Origin of the sequence: Bradyrhizobium sp. Ash2021 (assembly GCF_031202265.1) — a bacterium.
Lineage (GTDB): Bacteria > Pseudomonadota > Alphaproteobacteria > Rhizobiales > Xanthobacteraceae > Bradyrhizobium.
In genome coordinates this window covers 5,696,278-5,718,476 of the sequence record NZ_CP100604.1, presented here as the reverse complement: position 1 = coordinate 5,718,476, position 22,199 = coordinate 5,696,278, and the positions used below count along the sequence as shown (strand labels likewise).

At 63.1% G+C, this 22,199-nt stretch carries 17 protein-coding genes; 14 read left to right on the top strand and 3 right to left on the bottom strand.

The window, feature by feature from the left end; all coding sequences use genetic code 11:
• Window positions 1-12: 12 nt before the first annotated feature.
• Window positions 13-828, top strand: coding sequence for an isocitrate lyase/phosphoenolpyruvate mutase family protein (locus tag NL528_RS27570; RefSeq protein WP_309177589.1), 816 nt, complete (start codon window positions 13-15; stop codon window positions 826-828).
• Between the two features lie 67 nt (window positions 829-895).
• Here NL528_RS27570 and NL528_RS27565 read toward each other — a convergent pair whose 3' ends face one another.
• Entirely contained in the window at window positions 896-1,324 is a 429-nt protein-coding gene (locus NL528_RS27565) for a hypothetical protein (protein WP_309177588.1), read from the bottom strand.
• 144 nt (window positions 1,325-1,468) lie between these two features.
• Here NL528_RS27565 and NL528_RS27560 point away from each other — a divergent pair, with 144 nt between their 5' ends.
• Window positions 1,469-2,116 carry a trimeric intracellular cation channel family protein gene (locus tag NL528_RS27560; RefSeq protein ID WP_309177587.1) on the top strand — a complete coding sequence of 216 codons (648 nt, stop codon included), beginning with the start codon at window positions 1,469-1,471 and terminating at the stop codon, window positions 2,114-2,116.
• A 3-nt stretch (window positions 2,117-2,119) separates the two neighbouring features.
• On the opposite strand, the gene NL528_RS27555 is transcribed toward NL528_RS27560, so the two are convergent.
• Window positions 2,120-3,328: a cytochrome c gene (locus NL528_RS27555; protein ID WP_309185048.1), complete on the bottom strand. Its 1,209-nt coding sequence runs from the start codon at window positions 3,326-3,328 to the stop codon at window positions 2,120-2,122.
• 288 nt (window positions 3,329-3,616) lie between these two features.
• Here NL528_RS27555 and NL528_RS27550 point away from each other — a divergent pair, with 288 nt between their 5' ends.
• The 11 genes from NL528_RS27550 (at window position 3,617) to NL528_RS27500 (ending at window position 19,081) form a co-directional block, all read left to right on the top strand.
• Window positions 3,617-7,108, top strand: coding sequence for an indolepyruvate ferredoxin oxidoreductase family protein (locus NL528_RS27550; protein WP_309177586.1), 3,492 nt, complete (start codon window positions 3,617-3,619; stop codon window positions 7,106-7,108).
• 386 nt (window positions 7,109-7,494) lie between these two features.
• Window positions 7,495-9,939 (top strand): ATP-binding protein, encoded by a 2,445-nt coding sequence (locus NL528_RS27545; protein ID WP_309177585.1) that lies wholly within the window; start codon window positions 7,495-7,497, stop codon window positions 9,937-9,939.
• Between the two features lie 532 nt (window positions 9,940-10,471).
• A complete protein-coding gene (locus NL528_RS27540) occupies window positions 10,472-10,684 on the top strand; it encodes a DUF2945 domain-containing protein (RefSeq protein WP_309177584.1) in 213 nt (70 codons plus the stop codon).
• A complete protein-coding gene (locus NL528_RS27535) occupies window positions 10,684-11,271 on the top strand; it encodes a DUF488 domain-containing protein (protein ID WP_309177583.1) in 588 nt (195 codons plus the stop codon). The genes NL528_RS27540 and NL528_RS27535 overlap by 1 nt, the downstream gene beginning before the upstream one ends.
• Before the next feature lie 1,045 nt (window positions 11,272-12,316).
• Complete coding sequence (locus tag NL528_RS27530; protein ID WP_309177582.1) at window positions 12,317-13,465, top strand: thiolase domain-containing protein; 1,149 nt, start codon at window positions 12,317-12,319, stop codon at window positions 13,463-13,465.
• The gene (locus tag NL528_RS27525; RefSeq protein ID WP_309185047.1) at window positions 13,465-13,854 is read left to right on the top strand and encodes an OB-fold domain-containing protein; all 390 of its coding nucleotides are present in this window, start codon (window positions 13,465-13,467) and stop codon (window positions 13,852-13,854) included. Before NL528_RS27530 ends, NL528_RS27525 begins: the two co-directional genes overlap by 1 nt.
• 385 nt (window positions 13,855-14,239) lie before the next feature.
• Window positions 14,240-15,100 (top strand): MaoC/PaaZ C-terminal domain-containing protein, encoded by an 861-nt coding sequence (locus NL528_RS27520; protein WP_309177581.1) that lies wholly within the window; start codon window positions 14,240-14,242, stop codon window positions 15,098-15,100.
• Between the two features lie 110 nt (window positions 15,101-15,210).
• Complete coding sequence (locus NL528_RS27515) at window positions 15,211-16,089, top strand: SDR family oxidoreductase (protein WP_309177580.1); 879 nt, start codon at window positions 15,211-15,213, stop codon at window positions 16,087-16,089.
• 108 nt (window positions 16,090-16,197) lie between these two features.
• Window positions 16,198-17,151: a dihydrodipicolinate synthase family protein gene (locus NL528_RS27510; protein ID WP_309177579.1), complete on the top strand. Its 954-nt coding sequence runs from the start codon at window positions 16,198-16,200 to the stop codon at window positions 17,149-17,151.
• Window positions 17,152-17,274: 123 nt separating this feature from the next.
• Entirely contained in the window at window positions 17,275-18,075 is an 801-nt protein-coding gene (locus NL528_RS27505) for an NUDIX hydrolase (protein WP_309177578.1), read from the top strand.
• Window positions 18,076-18,157: 82 nt separating this feature from the next.
• A complete protein-coding gene (locus NL528_RS27500) occupies window positions 18,158-19,081 on the top strand; it encodes an EamA family transporter (protein ID WP_309177577.1) in 924 nt (307 codons plus the stop codon).
• Here NL528_RS27500 and NL528_RS27495 read toward each other — a convergent pair.
• On the bottom strand, window positions 19,073-19,165 hold the full coding sequence (locus NL528_RS27495) for a cytochrome c peroxidase (RefSeq protein ID WP_309185046.1): 93 nt from the start codon (window positions 19,163-19,165) through the stop codon (window positions 19,073-19,075). The genes NL528_RS27500 and NL528_RS27495 overlap by 9 nt on opposite strands.
• A 307-nt stretch (window positions 19,166-19,472) precedes the next feature.
• On the opposite strand from NL528_RS27495, the gene NL528_RS27490 reads away from it, so the two are divergent.
• Complete coding sequence (locus tag NL528_RS27490; protein WP_309177576.1) at window positions 19,473-22,154, top strand: PAS domain S-box protein; 2,682 nt, start codon at window positions 19,473-19,475, stop codon at window positions 22,152-22,154.
• Window positions 22,155-22,199: the final 45 nt, after the last annotated feature.

Here is a 22,199-nt window from a genome sequence, read left to right as displayed (position 1 = left end):
GGGAGAGAAACCATGCCGGTTACGACCGCGGACAAGCGCGCCACGTTCAAGAAGATGCACGAGAGCGGATGCTTCATCATTCCCAATCCATTCGACGCCGGCAGCGCCCGCGCGCTGCAGCATCTCGGCTTCAAGGCGCTTGCCTCCACCAGCGCGGGCTTTGCCTGGACCATCGCCAAGGCCGACAACCGCGTCACCGTCGATGAGGTCTGCGAGCATCTCGCCGCGCTCTGCGCGGCGGTCGATCTGCCCGTGAATGCGGATTTCGAAGGCGGCTTTGCCGTCGAGCCGGAAAAGGTCGGCGCCAACGTCGCGCGCGGCGTGAAGACCGGCGTTGCCGGGCTGTCGATCGAGGATTCCACCGGCGATGCCGCAAATCCGCTCTATGAATCCAGGCTGGCGGTCGAGCGCATCAAGGCCGCGCGCAGGGCGATCGATGCCGACCACAGCGGCGTGCTGCTGACCGGCCGCTGCGAAGGTTTTCTGTGGGGCGTAACCGATCTGAACCTGGTGATCGACCGACTCAAGGCCTACTCGGACGCGGGCGCCGATTGCCTTTATGCGCCGGGCATCAAGACACGGGAGCAGATCGCAGCCGTGGTGAAAGCGGTGCATCCGAAGCCGGTCAATCTCCTGATCGGCGCGTCCGGTCTGTCGCTGAAAGAGGCCGCCGATCTCGGCGTGCGCCGCATCAGCGTCGGCGGGTCGCTGGCGCGCTCGGCCTGGGGCGGCTTCATGAAGGCCGCGCGCGAGATGGCGGAGCAGGGCACGTTTGGCGAGCTTGCCAACGGTTATCCCGGCAGCGAATTGAACAAGATGTTCAAGTAACGAAAAAAGCAAAACGCCGCGGGCAGATCAATGCCCGCGGCGTGGTGTCGGATTGATGCGCCAGGCGTTACTTGCTGGCCGGTGCGTTATCCGCCGGCGGATTGGCGGTCTTGTTCATATCCGTGCTGGCCGGCGGCGTTGCCGGACGTGCCGGAGCCGCACCGGTGGTCATGCCGGACTGGTTGTTGGCACGGGGTGTCACGTCACGCATGCCGGGAGGGGCTGCGGGGGGATTGGCAGGCTGGGTCTGCGCGGTCTGGGTAGCCGGCGTGGTGCCGGCCTGGTTGATGCTGCTGTTGTTCAGCCCATAGAACACGGCGCCCAGCACCACGGCGATGGCGAGCGCGAACAACGCGACCTTGGCGCTGCCGGCCGGACCTTCGGAGAGTTCCGGATCGGGCTGGATCTCATTGTCGAGACTGTTGAGACGCGCCTGACGGCGGATTTCGTCATCGGTCAAACCGGTGCGGTAGGGATCGTTCGGTTGGTAGGCCATGGATAGGTTCCTCCGTTAGCGCCCCAAAACTAATCGCGGGAGACAATGGCTGGCGCGGACGGAGGTTCCGGGTAATCTTGCAACCTGTGCCGGATGGAACCCGGAATCACTTCCAAGTTCCAACCCGTTCCAAGAGGTTTCTCGATGTGGACCCTGCCGCCGACCGATTCGGTTCTGCAAATCCTGTCGTTCGTGGCGGTCGCAGCCCAGGCGATGACGGCGGCATTGGCCGCCGGCAAGCGCAGCATGGACTGGGCGGGCGTCTGCATGCTCGGCTGCATTACCGCGCTCGGCGGCGGCACCATCCGCGACGTCCTGCTCGGGCATTATCCGCTGGTCTGGGTGCAGCACCCGTCGTTCCTGCTGCTGGCGGCGGGGGCGGCGCTGGCGACCATCCTGATCGCCCGTCTGGTGCATCGGCTGTACGCGGCGTTCCTCGTGCTCGACGCCATCGGTCTGGTGATCTTCACCATGGCCGGTTGCGACGTGGCCTGGCAGGTCGACGCCTCCTTGCCGCTGGTGATCGTGGTGGTGGCGGGGATGATCACCGGCTGCGCCGGCGGCGTGCTGCGCGACATCCTCTGCAACGACGTGCCGCTGCTGTTCCGCTCCGAACTCTACGCCAGCGTCTCCGTCGTCACCGGGCTGTTCTACGCCACCGCGTTCGGGCTGAAGCTGAATGACCAGGTCTGGACCGTGCTGACCTTCGTGCTCGGCCTGACGTTTCGTCTGCTGGCGATCCGCTACAAATGGGAGATGCCGAAATTCGTCTTCCGCGGGGACCAGCGCTAACGGTCATTTTGCCTTGCGCGCTTTCGCGACCTGATCCGGTGTCACCGCCGGCGCCGCGTTGCCCCAGGAATTGCGGATGTATGTGGTGACATCGGCGATCTCCTGGTCCGACCATTTCGCGGCATAGGCCGGCATCGATCCGGTGTTCGGCGCACGCGGCGTCGTGATGCTTTGTGCGCCATCGAGGATGACGCGCAACGTGCTCAAGGGATCGGCCGACTGCAGATTGGCGTTGCCCGGCAGCGGCGGATAGATCCGCGGCGCGCTGGACCCATCGAGCTCATGGCAGGCGACGCAGGCGCCCCGGTAGAGCTTCTCGCCGTCAGCCATTTGCGCCGGCGGGGGCGGCGACACGGCAGGCTCCGGCGGCCCTGCGGGCAAATCCTTGAGGTAAACGGCGATCGCCCTGACATCCGCATCGCTCATCCTGGAGGTTGAATTGAGTACGACCTCCGACATCAATTCGCCGGCATGGCTGCGGCCGTTGCGGCCGCTCTGCAGATATTCGGCAATATCGTCGGCGCTCCACGATTTCAGGCCGCTGCGTTCGGCGCCGTCGAGCCGCGGCGCGAACATGCCGCCGACCTGTCCACCGGCGAATGGCTGGCCGCGTTTGTCGGCTCCCAGCATGTTCTTCGGCGTATGGCAGGCGCCGCAATGGCCCGCGCCCTCGACGAGATAACGACCGCGATTCCACGCCGCGCTCTTCGACTGGTCCGGCATCAATATTCCGGGCTTGAAGAACAGCAGATCCCAGCCGCGCATCACGATCCGGTAGTTCAGCGGCCAGCGCAGTTCTGACGGCTTCGGCGTATTGCGAACCGGCGTCAGCGTCGCGAGATAGGCGCGGATCGCCAAAATGTCGTCGCGGATCAGCTTGCTGAAGTTGGGATAGGGAAAGGCGGGGTAGTAGCGCGAGCCGTCGCGGGCGACGCCGTAGCGCAGCGCGCGATAGAACTCCTCGTCACTCCAGGCCCCGATGCCGGTATCGCGGTCCGGGGTCAGGTTGGGCGAATAGATCCCGCCAAACGGCGTATCGATCCGTTTTCCGCCGGCGAACGGTTTTGCGGGATCGGCGGTATGGCAGCTCGCGCAATCGCCGGCGACCGTCAGCGCCTTGCCGCGGGCAATGACCTCGGCCGAGGGCTCGGCGCGGCCTTCGCCGGAGACGAACGCAGTGCACAAGAGGAAACAAACGAGAATCGCCCGCATGATCTGCTGTCGTCCCTGCACCGATTGACCTTCCAAGGCGTTATAGCGTGAAAGCGAGCGTGATGCCCACGCCACGCCATTTCGCGCCGGGGCTCCCGGACGACACAAACCGAAAAAGGCGGCGGTTATTCCCAACACGAAATTGCGAACTTAGAAAGCGGGGCTCGTTTGCCCAGAATTGTAGTGCGCGAGAGGAAAAATCCGACATAGACTGGTTCTAACAAGTTCAGATGACTAGCTAAAAACAGTCGTTGCGACCAAGGCTTACACGCACTTTAAGAGGGCGGAATGGGAATCAACCAGGGTCTGATCAGTCTCGACCAGAAATACACCCAAGGGACCGGCCACATCTTCCTGACCGGCATTCAGGCGCTGGTCCGCCTGCCGATGGCGCAAATCCGCCGCGACCGGGCCGCCGGGCTCAATACCGCGGGCTTCATTTCCGGCTATCGCGGCTCCCCGCTCGGCGGCTACGACCAGCAGCTGTTCGCCGCCCGAAAGCACCTCGAGCAATACAACATCAAGTTTCAGCCCGGCGTGAACGAGGATCTCGCGGCCACCGCGATCTGGGGCTCGCAGCAGCTCAATCTGTCGCCCGGCGCCAAACATGATGGCGTGGTCGGCATCTGGTACGGCAAGGGCCCCGGCGTCGACCGCTGCGGCGACGTCTTCCGCCACGGCAACGCGGCGGGATCAGCGAAAAACGGCGGCGTGCTGTGTCTGGCCGGCGACGACCACGGCGCCAAATCCTCCACCGTCCCGCATCAGTCGGACCACGCCTTCATCTCCGCGCTGATGCCCTATCTCTATCCCTCCAGCATCCATGAAATGATCGAGATGGGCCTGCTGGGGATTGCGATGTCGCGTTACTCAGGTTGCTGGGTCGGCATGAAGGTGATTACCGAGACGGTGGAGACCACCGCCGAGATCGACCTCACCGACGAGATGACGCCCTTCATCATCCCGACCGATTTCGAGATGCCGCCGGATGGACTTAACCTGCGCTGGCCGGACGACCGCTATGCCCAGGACCGGCGCTTACAGGACTACAAGGGCTTTGCCGCAATCGCCTTTGCCCGCGCCAACAAGGTCAACCGCGTCACCATGGATTCGCCGAATGCCCGCTTCGGCATCATGGCATCCGGCAAGAGCTATGAGGATATCCGTCAGGCGCTGCGCGAACTCGGCGTGACGCCGGAAATCGCCGCCAAGATCGGGCTTCGGCTGTACAAGATCGGCATGCCCTGGCCGCTGGAGCCGGAAGGGGTCAGGCAATTCGCGGTCGGGCTCGAGGAAATCTTCATCATCGAAGAGCGCCGCGAGATCGTCGAAAACCAGGTCAAGCAGGAACTGTTCAACTGGCGCGACGATGTCCGTCCCCGCATCATCGGCAAGATGGACGATCACGACGAGCGCTTCCTGCCGTTCGCGGAAGAGCTCAGCGTCGCATCATTGGCAAGCTCGCTGACCGAGCGCCTGCTTCGACTTAATCTCAACCCCGAAATCGCAGCCATGCTGCGCGCCAAGGCCGACTGGTTCAACGGCCGCCAGGCCAGCCAGATGCAGGCCGTCGCCCCGATCACCCGCACGCCGTATTTCTGCTCGGGCTGCCCGCACAACACGTCGACAAAGGTCCCGGAAGGCAGCCGCGCCTTTGCCGGCATCGGCTGCCACTTCATGGCGCTGTGGATGGACCGCTCGACCGAGACCTTTACCCATATGGGCGGCGAGGGCGTGCCGTGGGTCGGCGTCGCACCCTTCACAAAGGAAGAGCACGTATTCGCCAATCTCGGCGACGGCACTTACTTTCACTCCGGCAGCCTTGCGATCCGTCAGGCGATCGCCTCCGGCGCCAACATCACCTACAAGATCCTCTATAACGACGCCACCGCGATGACCGGCGGCCAGCATGTCGACGGCGAATTGTCGCCGCAGCAGATCACCTTCCAGCTTCACTCGGAAGGCATCCGCGACATCTATCTGGTTTCGGAAAATCCCGACGCCTATCCCGCGAACGAGATCGCGCCCGGCGTCAAGACCGCGCATCGCGACGAACTCGACACGGTTCAGAAAACACTGCGCAAGGTGAAGGGCGCGTCCGCGATCGTGTTCGTGCAGACCTGTGCCGCCGAAAAGCGCCGCCGCCGCAAACGCGGCACGATGGAGGATCCGGCGCGCCGCGTCCTGATCAATCCCGCGGTGTGCGAAGGCTGCGGCGACTGCTCGGTGCAATCGAACTGCATTTCGGTCGAGCCGCTGGAAACCGAGATGGGACGCAAGCGCGCCATCAACCAGTCGACCTGCAACAAGGACTATTCCTGCCTGAAGGGCTTTTGCCCGTCCTTCGTCACGGTCGATGGCGGCAAGCTGCGCCGCCGCGTGCCGGCCGGGGTCGGCGATATCGGCGATCTGCCCGAACCCGCTTCGAGGCCCACGCTGGAGCGGCCCTATAACGTCGCCGTCGGCGGCGTCGGCGGCACCGGTGTGCTCACGATCGGCGCGCTGCTCGGCATGGCCGCGCATATCGAGGGCAAGGCCAGCATGATCCTGGACATGTCCGGCCTCGCGCAGAAGGGCGGCGCGGTGCTGAGCCACGTCCGGCTGTCCGAACACACTGCCGACGTCACCTGTTCGCGCATCGTCACCGGTACCGCCGATCTCGTGCTTGCCGCCGACGAAGTGGTGGCGGCCGCCAAGGAAACCATCACGCTCTGCGAATCCAGCCGCACCACCGGCGTCATCAATACCCACCTCATCCCGATCGCCGACTTCATCCTCAACCGCGATTTCAATTTTATGGCACGCCAGGTCAACAGCGTGCTGGAAACCGCGTTGCGCAAGGACTCGTCGTTCTTCGATTTCACCAAACCCGCCGAAGTCCTGCTCGGCGATTCCATCGCCACCAACATGATGATGATGGGTTTTGCCTATCAAAAAGGCCTGCTGCCGCTGTCGGCCGCGGCGATCGAGCAGGCGATCGAGGTCAATGGCGTCGCGATCAAGTTGAACATCCAGGCGTTCCAACTCGGGCGTCTGGCCGCGGCTGATCCGGCGCGCCTGATCGCGATGATGAAGGACCAGGACGAGACGGTGGCGCCGAAGACGCTGGATGCGATGTCGCTGGACGAGATCATCGCCCATCGCAGCGCGTTGCTGACGGATTACCAGAACGCGGGGCTTGCCGAGCGTTACCGCAAGCTGGTGACGCAGGTGCGCGACGCCGCAACGAGCGGCGGCTATGGCGAGGCATTGCCGCGCGCGGTGGCGATCAACTACGCAAAACTGCTCGCCTACAAGGACGAATACGAAGTGGCGCGGCTCTACACCGACGGCCGTTTCGAAAAACAGCTTCGCGACCAGTTCGAGGGCGACTTCAAGTTCAGCTTCAACCTCGCGCCGCCGTTCCTGTCGCGCGGCGTCGACGCCCTGGGGCGTCCGGGCAAGCGCGCCTTCGGTCCGTGGATGATGTCGGCATTCAGAATACTGGCGAAGATGCGTGGCCTGCGCGGCACGGCGTTCGATATCTTCGGCCAGACCGCCGACCGCAAGCTCGAGCGCGATCTGATCACGGGTTACGAAAAGGATGTCGCCACCGTACTCGGCCTGTTGTCGCCGCTGACGCAGGATACCGCGATCGAAATCCTGTCGCTGCCCGACCGCATCAGAGGCTACGGGCCGGTGAAGGAGAAGGCAGTGCAGGACGCCAAGGCGCGCTACGCGCAACTCGCCGCCGACCTCGTCAACCCGCCGCCCGCGCCGCGGCAGATCGCGGCGGAGTAGGGAGCGCCGCTGTAGGGTTGGCAAAGGCGCGTTTGCGCCGTGCCCACCATCTCTCGACGGCCGTTATCTTGATGGTGGGCACGCTTCCGCCTTCGCTCGTTGAGCTACGGCGGACAAGTCGCTTTGCCCTCCCTACAATGCCCTGAGCCCATGAGTGCGCCGATCAGGTTGGCTGCGCGAGTCTGCTTTGCGCCCGATAGCCAACGAATCGTTGCATCGCAGCGAGAAGTCGCGATGTGCCACACGGAGACTAATGCATCGCAACATGGTGGCTTGAGCGGAAATGCGGGCCTATAGTCGCTAGAGCTGCCGCATCAGCGATGTTCGCGGCGATGGTGCAAGGCTTTGTGCGTCGGGGATTTTGGCCCAGACGAGCGGAGGCGACGTTGGGCACTGCCGCAAAACAGACGGTCGTTTTGGGTCGCCACCCGCTCGCAAGCGGGGTAAACGTTATTTCGACCGTCGGAGTGGCACTGGCGTATTTTTTTGCTGCGCGGCTGAGCCTTGCATTGCTGGCGCCGGTCGATGGTGTTGCCGTATTCTGGCCCGCTGCGGGAGTGGCTTCAGGGATTTTGATCGCCCTTGGTTCTGCGGCGCGGTGGCCTGTCGTCGTCGGGGTGGTAGCTGCAACGATCGCGGCCAATTCGCTGGGCGATCGCAATATCTGGAACTCGGTGTTCTCTGCCGTCGCGAACGCGGGTGAGGCCGTCATCGTCGCAGGCCTGATCCACCGCTTTTGTGGCTCTCCATTCGAGTTGAACGAACTGCGAAGGGTGCTGGCACTATTTGCCGCGACCGTTGTTGGAACGAGCCTCTCCGGCATTGCGGGTACGGCAGGCTTTGTACTGTTTCAGGGGTCGGCCGCGTCCCCGCTGGTGATCTGGCTGCACTGGTTCTCATCTGACGGGCTCGGGACCATTGTGGTGGCGCCGCTCGCGATTGGGCTGGCGTCGTTGACGCGCAACCTCCCGCCGCGGCGCGAGATCGCGGAAGGTGTCTTGGCGCTTGCTGTGGTGTCCCTTGTATGTGCGTTGCTGGTTTTCTTGCCCAATGAGCCCTGGACCGCAGAGCTGGCGATTGGCGCGCTCTGCCCCCTTCTGCTCTGGATCGCATCTCGACTTCGTTCAGCGTTCACCGCGGTTGCCACGTTCATCATTGCGATCACGATTGTCTGGACGACAATCTTCGCAATCGGCGTTTTCGGGGATTTGCAGCTGTCGATCGAAGAGCGTGTGCTGGGGGCCCAAGCTACCATCCTGGCGATCTCACTAGGCGCCCTGGTTCTTGCGGCCTTGTTTAGCGAGCGGAGGCTTCACGAAAGCGCCCTTCTGGAGAGGGAGGCCCGATTACAGGAGGCGCTGCGGGCCGGCAGCGTTATAACCTTCGATTGGGACGTGTCTGCCGACGAAGTACGGTTCAGCCAAAATGCAACTGAGATCCTCGGTCTGAACTCGCAACAGGTTCTCCGCGGGACTGAATGGCTAAAACATATACATCCTGAAGACCAGCCGCGGGTGGCATCCTGCCTCGACGATGCTCGTCCGGACCGGCCCTCGCATTCGATCGCATTCCGCTGCCGTCGGCCGGATGGTGGTGAAGTCTGGCTGGAACAGATTGCGATCGTCCAGTTCGATTCTGCCGGAAAGCCTACGCGCATCAGTGGGCTCACTACGGATGTTACCGAGCGCAAACGCTTCGATGACGAGCTTTTGCTCGCGTGGAAAACAGCAGAAATGGCCGATCGCGCCAAATCGAGCTTTCTGGCCGCCGCAAGCCATGACTTGCGACAGCCATTGCAGACCCTGAAATTCCTGCAGGCAGCGCTTGAGCCGCACCACCCAAGCGGCGAGGCACGCAAACTTGTCGCAGGAATCGGGCAGTCGCTGGACACTATGACCAGCATCCTATCGAGCCTGCTCGACGTGAACAGGCTGGAATCCGGAGACCTGCGTCCATCCGTGAGCGAGTTTTCGCTGAACGAGATCTTCGAGCCGCTCGCTGGAGACTTCGTCGTCCTTGTGCAGGAAAGAGGGCTCCGACTGTGCATCGTCCGTTCCGAGCTCATCATCCGCAGCGACAGGCGCATGCTCGCGGAAATGATCCGCAACCTGTTGTCGAATGCGGTCCGATACACTGACAGAGGACGAATTCTGCTTGGATGCCGGCGAGCCGGCGACAATGTTCGCATTGAAGTCTGGGACAGTGGCGTCGGTATCACCGAAGACCAGCTCCCACAAATATTCGATGAGTACTATCAGGGGAGCGGCAGCGCGGAACGGGGCGGCGTTGGGTTGGGCCTTGCGATCGTGAAGCGGCTCGGAGAAGTTCTGGATCACAGGGTCGAGGTGCGCTCAACCTCTGGCAAGGGTACACGGTTTTTCGTTGAGGTTCCGCGCGGTCGATCCGGTGTCAAGGTGCCGGAAACAGCGCCGCCGGTGCATCCTCACAATGATGCCTTCCTGGGCAGCGTTCTCGCGATCGAGGACGAGGCGTCCGTGCGCTCGGCGCTCGGGAGACTGTTGAAGATGAGAGGGGTTAAGGCCACCATTGTTGCAACGGCGACGGAAGCTTTGAAACTGGTCAGAGAGCAGGGCCTGCGCCCGGATGTGCTGCTGTGTGACTACAACCTACGTGGCTCACCGGATGGTATCGAGACCATTGGGCACCTGCGCGCCGCCCTTGGCCGGAACGTACCGGCCGCCGTGATGACCGGCGACACCAGATCGCAAACGGTGGACTCGATTTCTGCGCAAGGTGTCTCTGTCCTGATCAAGCCCTTCTTGGCCGAAGAACTTCTGGAAGCCTTGAAAGGCCAGGAGAAGCGCGAGTAACCACCGTGAACGCCTCATCCCATTGAATTGCCAGGCTACCGCAGTGCCAATGATACCCAGAATTCTCGCCGCGTGTCCTACCCTCGAAAGGTATCGCTCGCTCTCACACAACACGCTCGAAGAGCTTGGATTGCCGCGATGTCCGGCACGGGCCATTCGCGTCGGTTTTGTGATGTCCGGGATATGTGCGGTTAGAGTGGGGCTAGTTTCGGAAATACTGTTGTCCGGGTTTTGTTATTGAAGACATCGACCTTGCTCGCGTCTGCCGTCGAACGATTGCCCGACGCGCAAATCAGCGAGTGTTTTGGCCCGCAACCGCGCGGCCGTGCGTCCGAAAACCTCGCAAAATGCCATGCGCGCAGAGACGAATTTCACCAGCCGATTCAACTTGATTTGGGTCGTCCAGATGCGCCGCGAAAAATAATCCGCTTTTCCTTTTCCGAAATTGGTATCCTCTTCGCATCATCCCGCCTCATACAGACGCGCGCTTGGCATCGCGCGTAGACTTTCCATAAGGGACCAGGACCCGGCCATGGCCAAAACGTTCAAGGTTGGCGATCACGTGAGCTGGAATTCGGAAGCCGGACGTGTGCGCGGAAGGATCGTCAAAGTGCACAAACGGGCCGTCAATTATAAAGGCCACATCCACCGTGCTACGCCGGATGATCCGCAGTATGAAATCAAGAGCGACAAGACCGATCACGTCGCCTTGCACAAGGCCGGCGTGTTGAGGCGGCTCGGCTGATGGCCCGGCGTGAATTCGAAAGCACGGCGGCCGGCGCGAAGTTTCCGTTTTTCACCATTGGCCATTCCACGCGCCCGATCGGCGAATTTATCGACTTGCTCACTGCCTCGGAGATCGGCATCGTCGTCGATGTGCGCACTGTTCCGCGCTCGCGGACAAATCCGCAATACAATGGCGAAAAACTTCCCGAGTCATTGTCGGCATTTCAGATCGCATATGAGCATGTCGCCGAACTCGGAGGCCTCCGCGCACGCGCAAAGGATGTTGCGCCTGAGGTCAATGCCTTCTGGCAGAATCAGAGTTTTCACAACTACGCCGACTATGCGCTGAGCGGCACTTTTCGCTCCGGCCTCGCCCGGCTCCGCGATCTCGGCCGCGTGCAGCGCTGCGCCATGATGTGCGCGGAGACGGTGTGGTGGCGGTGCCATCGTCGGATCATCGCGGACTATCTGCTCGTTGGTGGCGAGCAGGTGTTTCATATTCTTGGACCGGGCAAGGTCGCAATAGCGAGCCTGACGCCGGGGGCCCGGCCCGGGCCGGGAGACACCGTGACCTATCCGCCGCTGGTGGCGGGAGCGAGTCCATGAATCATTCAGTGTTGCGGGCTTAACAGTTCAGACGAAACGCCTGCAGTCCACTTGCCGGAGTAACGTCTGCCGCGACCGTTTTGCCCGACGGGCAAATCAGAGAGCGTTTTGGCTCGCGACTGCGCGGTAGTGCGTCCAAAACACCCTCAAAATGCCATGCGCGCAGAAACGAATTTCACCAACCGATTCAACGTGATTTGGGTCGTCCAGACCTGCCGCAAAAAATAATCCGCTTTTCCTTTTCCGAAAATGATGTCCTCTTCGCGCCATCCCGCCTCATCGAAGAGGGGCGTACGCGTCGTCACGATACGTGGAGTGCGGGCTGCGGTGGACGCGATGGCGTTGCGCGCGAGAGAGATCGCAGGGCGGCCTTAAGCTTTGTCTTGGGGCTGTGAGCGATCGATCCGCGCCGGACGAGCGACGTTGTTGCGTACGGCAAAACCGTGTGGTCCTGGCACCCGTTGCTGGTGTCAAGTCGGCGGAGGTTTTTCGAGCCCAACCGGGCGCGTACGAAACCTTCAATCCGCCGACGACGGTGACAAGACGAATTCGTCGCCGGGGAGAGCGCGGCATAAGCCGTAAAGCCATTGCGCAGGGAATGTCGGATTGCCTCCGCTGCCCTGTATGCTCGTGTGCGCACCTTCTTGTGCACATTGCACACGAGACCGCGGGTGCAGCGTGCATCCGGCATTCCCTGCGCCCTCTCTTTTCGAGAGGTGCGAAAATGACTTGCAAACCTCGGGCGCGTCGCGCCGCGCCGCGAGAATGGGAAGCTGTGTTTACCGTCATTGCGAGAAGCTCTTGCGACGAAGCAATCCATTCTTTCTTGACGCGGAGAAATGGATTGCTTCGCTCCGCTCGCAATGACGGCCTCTACGATCGCGCCATACCGTCCACGTCATCGCCCGGCTCGACCAGGGCTTGACCGGGGAGGGTGGTAGCGATCTGCGACCGTCTCGCCAGACGGAATATTTCCTTACTTGCCAAGCCAGCCCTTACAGGCCAGAAAAACTGCGGGAGACAAGAAACGCCAGCGGAGAACGATTTGACCATCAAGGGCAAGGCCTACATTGCCGGGATCTATGAGCATCCGACCCGGCACGCACCCGATAAATCCACCGCACAGCTACATGCCGAAGTCGCCAAGGGCGCGATCGAAGATGCCGGGCTGACCAAGGCCGACATCGACGGCTATTTCTGCGCCGGCGACGCCGCGGGCGGCGTGATGAACATGGTCGATTATCTCGGCCTCAAAGTCCGTCACCTCGATTCCACCGATACCGGCGGCTGTTCCTATCTGATCCATCTCGGCCATGCTGCGGAAGCGATCGCCGCCGGTAAATGCTCGATCGCGCTGATTACGCTGGCGGGCAAGCCGCGCACCGGACCGATGCCGCCGCGCGCGGCCGGCGCCGAGGCCGATTTCGAGACGGCCTATGGCGCAACCACCCACAATGCCTACGGCATGTGTGCCATGCGCCATATGCACGACTACGGCACCACCAGCGAGCAGCTCGCCTGGATCAAGGTCGCGGCGTCGCATCACGCGCAATACAATCCGCACGCGATGCTCAAGGACGTCGTCACCGTCGAGGACGTGCTGAACTCGCCGATGATCTCCGATCCCTTGCACCGGATGGATTGCTGCGTCGTCACCGACGGCGGCGGCGCGCTGATCGTGACCACGCCCGAGATCGCCAGGAGCTTGAAGAAGCCGCTGGTGCGCCTGATCGGGCACGGCGAGTCGACCAAAGGACCGCGCGGCGGCAAGGATCTCGATCTGACGCACTCCGCCGGCCTCTGGTCGGGACCCCGCGCGTTCGAAGAAGCCGGCGTGACGCCGAAGGATATCAAATACGCATCGATCTATGACAGCTTTACCATCACGGTGCTGATGCAGATCGAGGATCTCGGCTTCTGCAAGAAAGGCGAGGGCGGAAAATTCGTCGCCGACGGCAATCTGATTTCCGGCGTCGGCAAATTGCCGTTCAATACCGATGGCGGCGGTCTCTGCAGCAACCATCCGGTCAACCGCGGCGGCATGACGAAAATCATCGAGGCGGTGCGGCAGCTGCGCGGCGAAGCGCATCCGAAGGTGCAGGTGAAAAACTGCGATCTTGCGATCGCGCACGGCACCGGCGGACTTTTGGGCGTGCGCCACGCCGCCTCAACCTGCATTCTGGAGCGTGCATGATGGCTGAAGCAAAGAAATATCCGGCGCCGGTGACCAACCCCGAAACCGCGGCGTTCTGGGAAGCGGCCAAGCAGGGCAAGTTCATGATCAAGCGCTGCACCGCCTGCGGCGAGCCGCATTACTTTCCGCGTTCGATCTGCCCGTTCTGTTTTTCCGACAAGACGGTGTGGGAGGAGGCTTCCGGCGAGGCCACGATCTATACGTTCAGCCTGATGCGCAAATCCGCCACCGGGCCGTACGCGATCGCCTACGTCACGTTGAAGGAAGGCCCGTCGCTGCAGACCAACATCGTCGACTGCGACATAGACAAGCTCGAGATCGGCCAGAAGGTGAAAGTGGTGTTCAAGCCGACCGACGGCGCGCCGCTGCCGTTCTTCACGCCGGTGTAATTCTTCCCTTCTCCCCTTGTGGGAGAAGGTGGCGCGAAGCGCCGGATGAGGGGTCTCTCTCCGCGGAAAGACGGTGTCCGCTGAGCCAACCCCTCACCCAGGCGGGTTTGTTGCGGGCGCCGGTGCTGCCCTCTCCCACAAGGGGAGAGGGCGTTGCGACTGGCGCCGGTGTGGAAAAGGAGTTCGAGAGTTTCCCTTCTCCCCTTGTGGGAGAAGGTGGCGCGAAGCGCCGGATGAGGGGTCTCTATCGGCGCATACATATGCTGAGCCAACCCCTCACCCTGCAGAGTTTTTTTCGGGCGCCGGTGCTGCCCTCTCCCACAAGGGGAGAGGGCGTTGCGACTGGCGCCGGTGAAGAAAAAGAAATTCGGGAGGATGTGCAAACATGCCGATCAAGTACGACGAGCTGATGGCCCTGAAAAATCTCGGCCAGAAATACGCCTATACCGACCGCGAAGTCATGCTCTACGCCTACGGGATCGGCATGGGCGCGGACCCGATGAATGAGAAGGAGCTGGCGTTCGTCAACGAGGCCGTGGCCACCGCGCGTCCGTTGAAGGTGGTGCCGACCTTTGCCTCCGTCGCGGCCTGGGGCGCGGGTCCCGGCGAAATGAATCTCAACCGCGTGATGGTGGTGGACGGTGAGCGCGACATCACCTTCCACAAGCCGTTTGCCACGTCAGCCCACATCACCGCCGACTCCACGGTCCTCGACGTCTTCGACAAGGGCAAGGACAAGGGCGCGGTGATCCGGCACCAGACGGTGCTCAGGGACGAGAAGGGCGAGAAGCTCGCGACCCTGGTCGCATCGCGCTTCGCGCGCGGCGATGGCGGCTTTGGCGGGCCTTCGGAAGGCCAGCCCGAACCGCACAAGGTGCCGACCCGCGGGCCCGACAAGACCGTCGATATTTCGACGCGTCCGGATCAGGCCCTGGTCTACCGTCTCTGCGGCGACCGCAATCCGCTGCACAGCGATCCCGAATTTGCCAAGAAGGCCGGCTTCCCAAAGCCGATCCTGCACGGCATGTGCACCTATGGCATCACCTGCCGCGGGATCTTGCAGACCTATGCCGATTACGATCCGCACGCCTTCAAACAGCATTCCGCGCGGTTCTCCTCGCCGGTCTATCCCGGCGAGACCGTGACCATGGAATTGTGGAAGGACGGCAACGTGATTTCGTTCGAAGCCAAGGTGAAGTCGCGGGGTGTCACCGTCATCAAGAGCGGCAGGACGGTGCTGGGCTGATTCATCCGTCGTTCCGGGGCGCGCGTGAGCGCGAACCCGGAACCTCGAGATTCCGGGTCTGGTCCTTCGGACCATCCCGGAATGACGGCAACTAACAAGGGAGAAACACCATGGGATTACTCGACGGCAAGGTTGCGATCATCACGGGGGCGGGTGGCGGGCTGGGTGAGGCCTACGCCAAATTGTTCGCAAGCGAGGGTGCTGCGGTCGTGGTCAACGACCTCGGCGGGCCGCGCGACGGCTCCGGCGCCGATGTCTCGATGGCGCAGAAGGTGGTCAATGCGATCAAGGCCGACGGTGGCCGCGCGGTCGCCAATGGCGCCGATATCTCGACCATCGCGGGCGGACAGTCGGTGTTCGATGACGCCATCAAGAATTTCGGCCGCGCCGACATCCTCGTCAACAATGCCGGCATCCTGCTCGACGAGACCTTTGCCAAGGCGAAAGAGGCCAACTGGGATAAGGTGATCCGGGTGCATCTGAAAGGCACCTTCTGCTGCACCCAGCCGGTGTTCAAATGGATGCGCGAGAACGGCGGCGGCGTCATCGTCAATACGTCCTCGACCTCGGGCCTGATCGGCAATTTCGGCCAGACCAATTACGGCGCCGCCAAGGGCGGTATCTGGGGGCTGTCGAACGTGCTGGCGATCGAGGGCCGCAAATACAACATCCGGATCTGGACGCTGGCCCCGGGCGCGCTGACCCGCATGACCGCGGACCTGCCGCGCTACAAGGAAAACCCCGGTTTGGCTCTGGGCCCGGACGGCATCGCTCCGGCCGTGCTATACATGGTCAGCGATTTGTCGGGCGACCAGACCGGCAAGGTGCTCGGCGTCTCCGGCCCCCGCGGCGTCCGCGAGATGCGGATGATGGAAATGGACGGCTGGAAGCCGCCGCACACCGGCTGGAAGGCCCAGGACGTCGTCGACCACGCCAAGGAGATCTTCTTCTCCGAGGAACAGATCAAGATGGGCGCGCGGCGGTTCTAATGTTACGTGTCGTTCCGGGGCGCGCGCAGCGCGAACCCGGAACCTCGAGATTCCGGGTCTGGTCCTTCGGACCATCCCGGAATGACGAAAGAGGATAGAGGAACCACCATGAAACTCACCGCCCAGGCCGCCGGCACCTTCGCGATCGCGCCGACCCCGTTCCACGACGACGGCCGCATCGACGACAAATCCATCGACCGGCTGACCGCCTTCTACGCCGAAGTCGGCTGCGACGGCGTCACCGTGCTCGGCATTCTCGGCGAGGCGCCGAAGCTCGATGCCGCCGAGGCCGAGCAGGTCGCGGTCCGCTTCGTCAAGCGCGCCAAGACCATGCAGATCATCGTCGGCGTCTCGGCGCCGGGCTTTGCCACCATGCGCTCGCTGGCGCAAAAATCGATGGATGCGGGCGCTGCCGGCGTCATGATCGCGCCGCCGCCGCATCTGCGCACCGACGATCAGATCACCGGTTACTTCAAGCAGGCGCAGGAAGCGATTGGAGACGACATTCCCTGGGTGCTGCAGGATTATCCGCTGACCCTCAACGTGGTGTTCACGCCCGCGGTGATCCGCAAGATCGTGATGGACTCACCGTCCTGCGTGATGCTCAAGCATGAGGACTGGCCGGGGCTGGAAAAGATCTCCACGCTGCGCGGCTTCCAGAAGGACGGCTCGCTGAAACCGATGTCCATTCTGGTCGGCAATGGCGGGCTGTTTCTCGATTTCGAAATGGAGCGCGGCGCCGACGGCGCCATGACCGGCTACGCCTTCCCGGAATTGCTGATCGATGTCGTAAAACTGTCGAAGGCGGGAAAACGCGATGCCGCGCACGATCTGTTCGACGCGCATCTGCCGCTGATCCGCTACGAGCAGCAGCCCGGCGCGGGGCTTGCGGTGCGCAAATACGTGCTGCAGAAGCGCGGCATCATCGCCTCCAGCGCGCAGCGCAAGCCCGGCGCGACCATCACGGCCGCGGCCAAGGCCGAGGTGGATTATTTGCTGTCGCGGGTCGCGCGGGTCGACCGCCGCGCCAATCTGCAACCGCAATCCAGCGCAGCGGGCTAGAAATTCCTCATGGTGAGGAGGCGCGCAGCGCCGTCTCGAACCATGAGGCCCCGATGCCACCACTCATCCTTCGAGACCCGGCCAAGGCCGCTCCTCAGGATGAGGTCCTGAGGAGTGAGCCTGATGGCCGAGATCGTCGCCCCGCGTCCCGCATCCACCATCCTGCTGCTGCGCGACAGCGCGGCGCAAGGCGAAATCGAAGTCTTCATGATGGTCCGCCATTACGAGATCGACTTCAATTCCGGCGCGCTGGTGTTTCCCGGCGGCAGCGTCGACAAGGGCGACAAGGAGATCATCGCCGACCCCGCGCTCTATTCGGGCGGCGAGGGGCTCGACGAGGCCAGCTTGAGTTTCCGCATCGCCGCGATCCGCGAGACCTTTGAGGAAAGTGGCATCCTGCTGGCCCGGCCGAAGGGATCGAAGGCGCTGGTCGATGCCAAGCGTGCGGGCGAGATCGAGACGGCGCATCGCGCCGATTTGTGCGACGGCAAGATCAGCTTCCTGAAAGTGCTCACCGACAACGGCATGCTGCTGGCGCTCGACGAACTCGTGCCCTACGCGCACTGGATCACGCCCGAGGGCATGCCAAAGCGCTTCGACACCTGGTTCTTCCTCGCGGCAGCACCGCCGGAACAGGCCGGCGCCCATGACGGCAAGGAATCCACCGACTCGATCTGGGTGTCGCCGCGCGAGGCGCTGGAAGGCGGCGAAACCGGCCGCTTCAAGCTGCCATTCCCGACCACCCGCAACCTGATCAAGCTCGGCAAACAGGCCAGCGTGAAGGCCGCGCTGGACGACAGCCGCGGCAAGCCGGTCGTGACCGTGACGCCGGTGATGACGAAATTGAACGGCGGCCGTCAGCTCCGGATTCCGCGCGAGGCCGGCTATGACGGCGAGGTGTTCGAAGTCGGCGCGCTGGGTTAGCACACTTCGGCGCGCAACGAAGTATTCCGTTGCCTTCACCATGTAGATTCCGCTTCGATCAATCGAGAGCCGGAAAACCGACATGGAAGAATCCCACCCGCGCCACCCCAACATGGCGGTCGAGCTCGCGCTGCTGCTGCTGCTCGCGACGCTGTGGGGCGCATCCTATACATTCATCAAGCTTGGCGTCGCGACCATTCCGCCGATCACGCTGATCGCGGCGCGCACCGCGATTGCGGGCGTGCTGCTGCTGGCGATCATGCAATGGCGCGGCGTGAGGATGCCGCGCGACGCTGCGACCTGGCGGCGCTTTATGTTTCAGGCCTGCCTCAACAGCGTGATCCCCTGGACCATGATCGCCTGGGGCGAGCGCTCGCTGGACGCTGGGCTGGCGACCATTCTCAATTCCACGTCGCCGATCTTCACCTTTTTCCTGACGCTGTCCGTCGCGCGGCATGAGGTGCTGACGTCGCGAAAACTACTCGGCGTCGTCGCCGGCATGGCCGGTATCTGCCTGATCGTCGGCGTGCAGGCGCTGGCCGGGTTGGGCGAGCAGTTGACCGCGCAAATCGTCACCGTGCTTGCCGCGATCTGCTACGCGGGTGCTGCGATCTTCAGCCGAGGCTTTAAAGACCTCGACCCGATGACGCCGGCGGCAGGTTCGCTGCTGTGTGGCGCGGCCATCCTGATCCCGGCGAGCCTGGTGGTGGACCGGCCCTGGACGCAGGCGCCATCGGCGAGTTCGTTGCTGGCGCTATCGGGCCTTGCGGTATTCTCGACCGCGTTCGCCTTCGTCATTTACTTCCACCTGATCCAGACCCTGGGATCGGTCGGCACCACGGCGCAGGCCTATCTGCGCGTACCTATCGGTGTCGCGCTGGGCGTGGTGTTCCTTGGCGAGAGTTTGACCCCGACCGCGTGGATCGGGCTGGCTTTCGTGGTCGTCGGCGTAGCCGCGATGACGATCCCGGCAAGGAAGGTGGCACCGATTGGCGCCTCATCCTAAGCCGTCATTACGCCGCAGGACGTCGCCCCAGGCCAGCCTGGGGTGATGGCAGGTGGCGCAGGAAATGGTGCCGGAGGCCGACATCAGGGGGTCGAAGAACAGTTTTCGCCCGAGTTCGGCATTCGGGCGAGCAGGGGTTTTCTGCCCGAAACGGCACACCGGCGGGCCGCGTGAATTTCGCCATCCGGGCACTCCGCTCGGCCGCTGCCGCCGCGGAATCCCGGATTGGTGCAGCGAGAATCGCAAATGTGACACCCAACGCGATGTACAAGGCTATCTACTGGGCGAGCGATCCGGCGAATCAGGCCGGTTTCTCCGTCATTTTCAGCAAGTTCCCCATCGCCCGAAATACATCGTATATTACGACCGTTTGGAGCCCGGCCTCAATAACATGACCTCTGAATTGCCGCCGAATTCGCCAATGACGCGATCGTTCTCGCTTTCGATCGGTCAGCTGACGTTCGGCAGCTTCCTGCTGGTGCTCGCGGTGATCATCATCACTTCGACCGCCAGCGTCATCGCCATCCGCCATCTCGACGCGACCTTTGGCGAGCTGCAGCGGCTGCAGAGCGTCGGCGACCTCGCCGAGGACATCGACCGGCGCATGAACGAATTGCGGCTGGCGGCGCGCGATTTCGTCACTGACCCCGGCACCCAATCGGTCCAGGTGGGCGAGGCCGCGACCTCGCTGAGCGAGGTCCTGAAGAAGACCCGGCTGGAGCTTGCCCCCGAACAGCAGGACATGATCGATGGCGTCACCGAGCGGCTGGCGACCTACCGCAGCGGCATCGAGCGGATCTCGGCGCTGATCAACCGCCGCGCGGAAATGATCGTCGGGCTGCCGCCGCTGCGCGAGAAATTCGACGAGGCCGTCGCCGACAGTCCCGATCCCAACATCTCCTCGACACTGTCCCAGACCCAAAGCCGCATCGCCTCGGCGCTGCTGGCGCACAATCCGTCGGCCGCGGAACAGGCGGCGCAAACCATGCGCTCGATGTCGATCCCGGATCCAAAACTCCGCATGGCCGTCGACAATTACGCCGAAGCGATCGTCGGCATATCGATCCGCGAACGCCAGATATCCGATATCGACAAGGAGGTGCTCGGCGCCGAGGGCCGCCTGATCCAGCGCGTCACCGAATTGTTGCGCGAGGTCAGCGCACGCCAGGGCCATGTTCTGTCCCGCGATTTCGCCCGGACGCTGACGGAAGCCAGATGGCAAAGCATCGTGCTCGGCACCGCCGGCGTCCTGATCGGACTGTTCGCAGCACTGCTGGTGGTGCGCCGTACTGTGCGCCCGCTGGCATCGATTGCGACCTCGATCCGCGCGGTGGCGGGCGGCGAGAAAAGCGCCTCGATCCCGCAGACCGACGTCGACAACGAGATCGGCGATATCGCCCGCGCCGCCGAAGTATTCCGCCAGACCCTGGTCGATGCCGACGCCGCGCGGGAAGCGGCGGTGCGCGCTCTGGCCGAACAGCGCCTTGCCGAGGAGAGCTATCGCAAACTGTTCGAGGCGTCGGTCGACGGCATTTACGTCACGACACCGGGCGGCGCGCTGCTCAACGCCAATCCGGCGCTGGCGCGGATGATGGGTTACGCGACGCCGTACGCCCTGATTAACGGCATCGGCGACATCGCCGATACCGTCTATGTCGATCGGGCGGCGCGGACGCAATTTCAGAAGCTGATGGAACGCGACGGCATGGTCCGCGAGTTCGAATACCAGGTCCGCGCCCGCGACGGCGCGGTGCTCTGGCTCTCGGACAGCGCCAGCGCGGTGCGCAACGAGGCTGGCGAGGTGGTCCGCTACGAAGGGACGGTGCGCGACATCACCGACCAGAAGCGCGCCGAAGATGCGATCGCCGAAGGCCGCCGTTTGCTGCAGATGGTGATCGACACCGTGCCCGCGGTAATCAACGTCAAGGACAAGAAGCTGCGTTATGTGCTGATGAACCGTTACATGGCCGGCATTTTCGGCATCGAGCCGCAGGACGCGATCGGCCAGACCACGCAGGACCTGATGTCGCGCTACGGCGCTGCAAAGACCGACGAGAACGACAAGCGGGTGCTGGCGGGCGGCCGGGAACTCGGCTTTTACGAAGAGGAATACAAGGATTCCGCCGGCAATATGCGGCAATGGCTGGTCAACAAGCTGCCTATCCTGGACACCGCGGGCGAGATCGAAAACATCGTCACCGTCGCGCTCGACATCGGCGAGCGCAAGCGCGTCGAGTTCGAGATGCGCAAGGCCAAGGACGCCGCCGAAGCGGCATTGCGCAATCTGCGGGAGACGCAGAACTCGCTGATCGAGGCCGAAAAGCTCGCCGCGCTCGGACGCCTCGTGGCGGGCGTCGCCCACGAGGTCAACAATCCCGTCGGCATCAGCCTCACGGTCGCCTCCGCGCTGGAGCGCAAGACCGCGATGTTCGCGGCCGAAGTCGCGCGCGGCGAACTGCGGCGCTCCAGCCTGAATGATTATCTCGACACCAGCCGCGATGCGTCGTCGCAACTGGTCGCGAATCTCAATCGCGCCGCCGAACTCATCACCTCGTTCAAGCAGGTCGCGGCCGATCGCAATTATTCGGACCAGCGCAATTTCGACCTCGGCGATCTCACCGAACAGGTGGTGATGAGTCTGCGGCCGGGCCTGCGCAAGCACAATCTGACGCTCAACGTCGATTGCCAGCCCAACCTCATCATGAACAGCTATCCCGGCCCGTACGGGCAGGTGCTGACCAATCTGTTCCTGAATTCGGTGGCGCACGCGTTCCCGGACGGCAAGCCCGGCACGGTCGATATCCAGGTGCGGGAGTCCGGCAAGGACAATGTCGAGGTGTTGTTTTCCGACAACGGCTGCGGCATGAGCCTCGACGTCCGCCGCCGCGCATTCGATCCGTTCTTCACGACGCGGCGCGATCAGGGCGGCACGGGCTTAGGCCTGCACATCGTCTACAGCATCGTGACCAACCGCCTCGGCGGCCGGCTCGACCTCGATTCCGAACCCGGCGGCGGCACGCGGATCCAGATGATCCTGCCGCGCACAGCGCCGCTGGAGCAGGCCGCGGAATAGCTGTTTCATGTAAGCGGCTAGAGCGGTTTCCACTTGATGTGGGTC

Coding starts and splice junctions, on each gene's coding strand:
- NL528_RS27570 (WP_309177589.1), top strand. CDS start 13: ATGCCGGTTACGACCGCGGACAAGCGCGCCACGTTCAAGAAGATGCAC.
- NL528_RS27565 (WP_309177588.1), bottom strand. CDS start 1,324: ATGGCCTACCAACCGAACGATCCCTACCGCACCGGTTTGACCGATGAC.
- NL528_RS27560 (WP_309177587.1), top strand. CDS start 1,469: ATGTGGACCCTGCCGCCGACCGATTCGGTTCTGCAAATCCTGTCGTTC.
- NL528_RS27555 (WP_309185048.1), bottom strand. CDS start 3,328: ATGCGGGCGATTCTCGTTTGTTTCCTCTTGTGCACTGCGTTCGTCTCC.
- NL528_RS27550 (WP_309177586.1), top strand. CDS start 3,617: ATGGGAATCAACCAGGGTCTGATCAGTCTCGACCAGAAATACACCCAA.
- NL528_RS27540 (WP_309177584.1), top strand. CDS start 10,472: ATGGCCAAAACGTTCAAGGTTGGCGATCACGTGAGCTGGAATTCGGAA.
- NL528_RS27535 (WP_309177583.1), top strand. CDS start 10,684: ATGGCCCGGCGTGAATTCGAAAGCACGGCGGCCGGCGCGAAGTTTCCG.
- NL528_RS27525 (WP_309185047.1), top strand. CDS start 13,465: ATGGCTGAAGCAAAGAAATATCCGGCGCCGGTGACCAACCCCGAAACC.
- NL528_RS27520 (WP_309177581.1), top strand. CDS start 14,240: ATGCCGATCAAGTACGACGAGCTGATGGCCCTGAAAAATCTCGGCCAG.
- NL528_RS27515 (WP_309177580.1), top strand. CDS start 15,211: ATGGGATTACTCGACGGCAAGGTTGCGATCATCACGGGGGCGGGTGGC.
- NL528_RS27510 (WP_309177579.1), top strand. CDS start 16,198: ATGAAACTCACCGCCCAGGCCGCCGGCACCTTCGCGATCGCGCCGACC.
- NL528_RS27505 (WP_309177578.1), top strand. CDS start 17,275: ATGGCCGAGATCGTCGCCCCGCGTCCCGCATCCACCATCCTGCTGCTG.
- NL528_RS27500 (WP_309177577.1), top strand. CDS start 18,158: ATGGAAGAATCCCACCCGCGCCACCCCAACATGGCGGTCGAGCTCGCG.
- NL528_RS27495 (WP_309185046.1), bottom strand. CDS start 19,165: ATGTCGGCCTCCGGCACCATTTCCTGCGCCACCTGCCATCACCCCAGG.
- NL528_RS27490 (WP_309177576.1), top strand. CDS start 19,473: ATGACCTCTGAATTGCCGCCGAATTCGCCAATGACGCGATCGTTCTCG.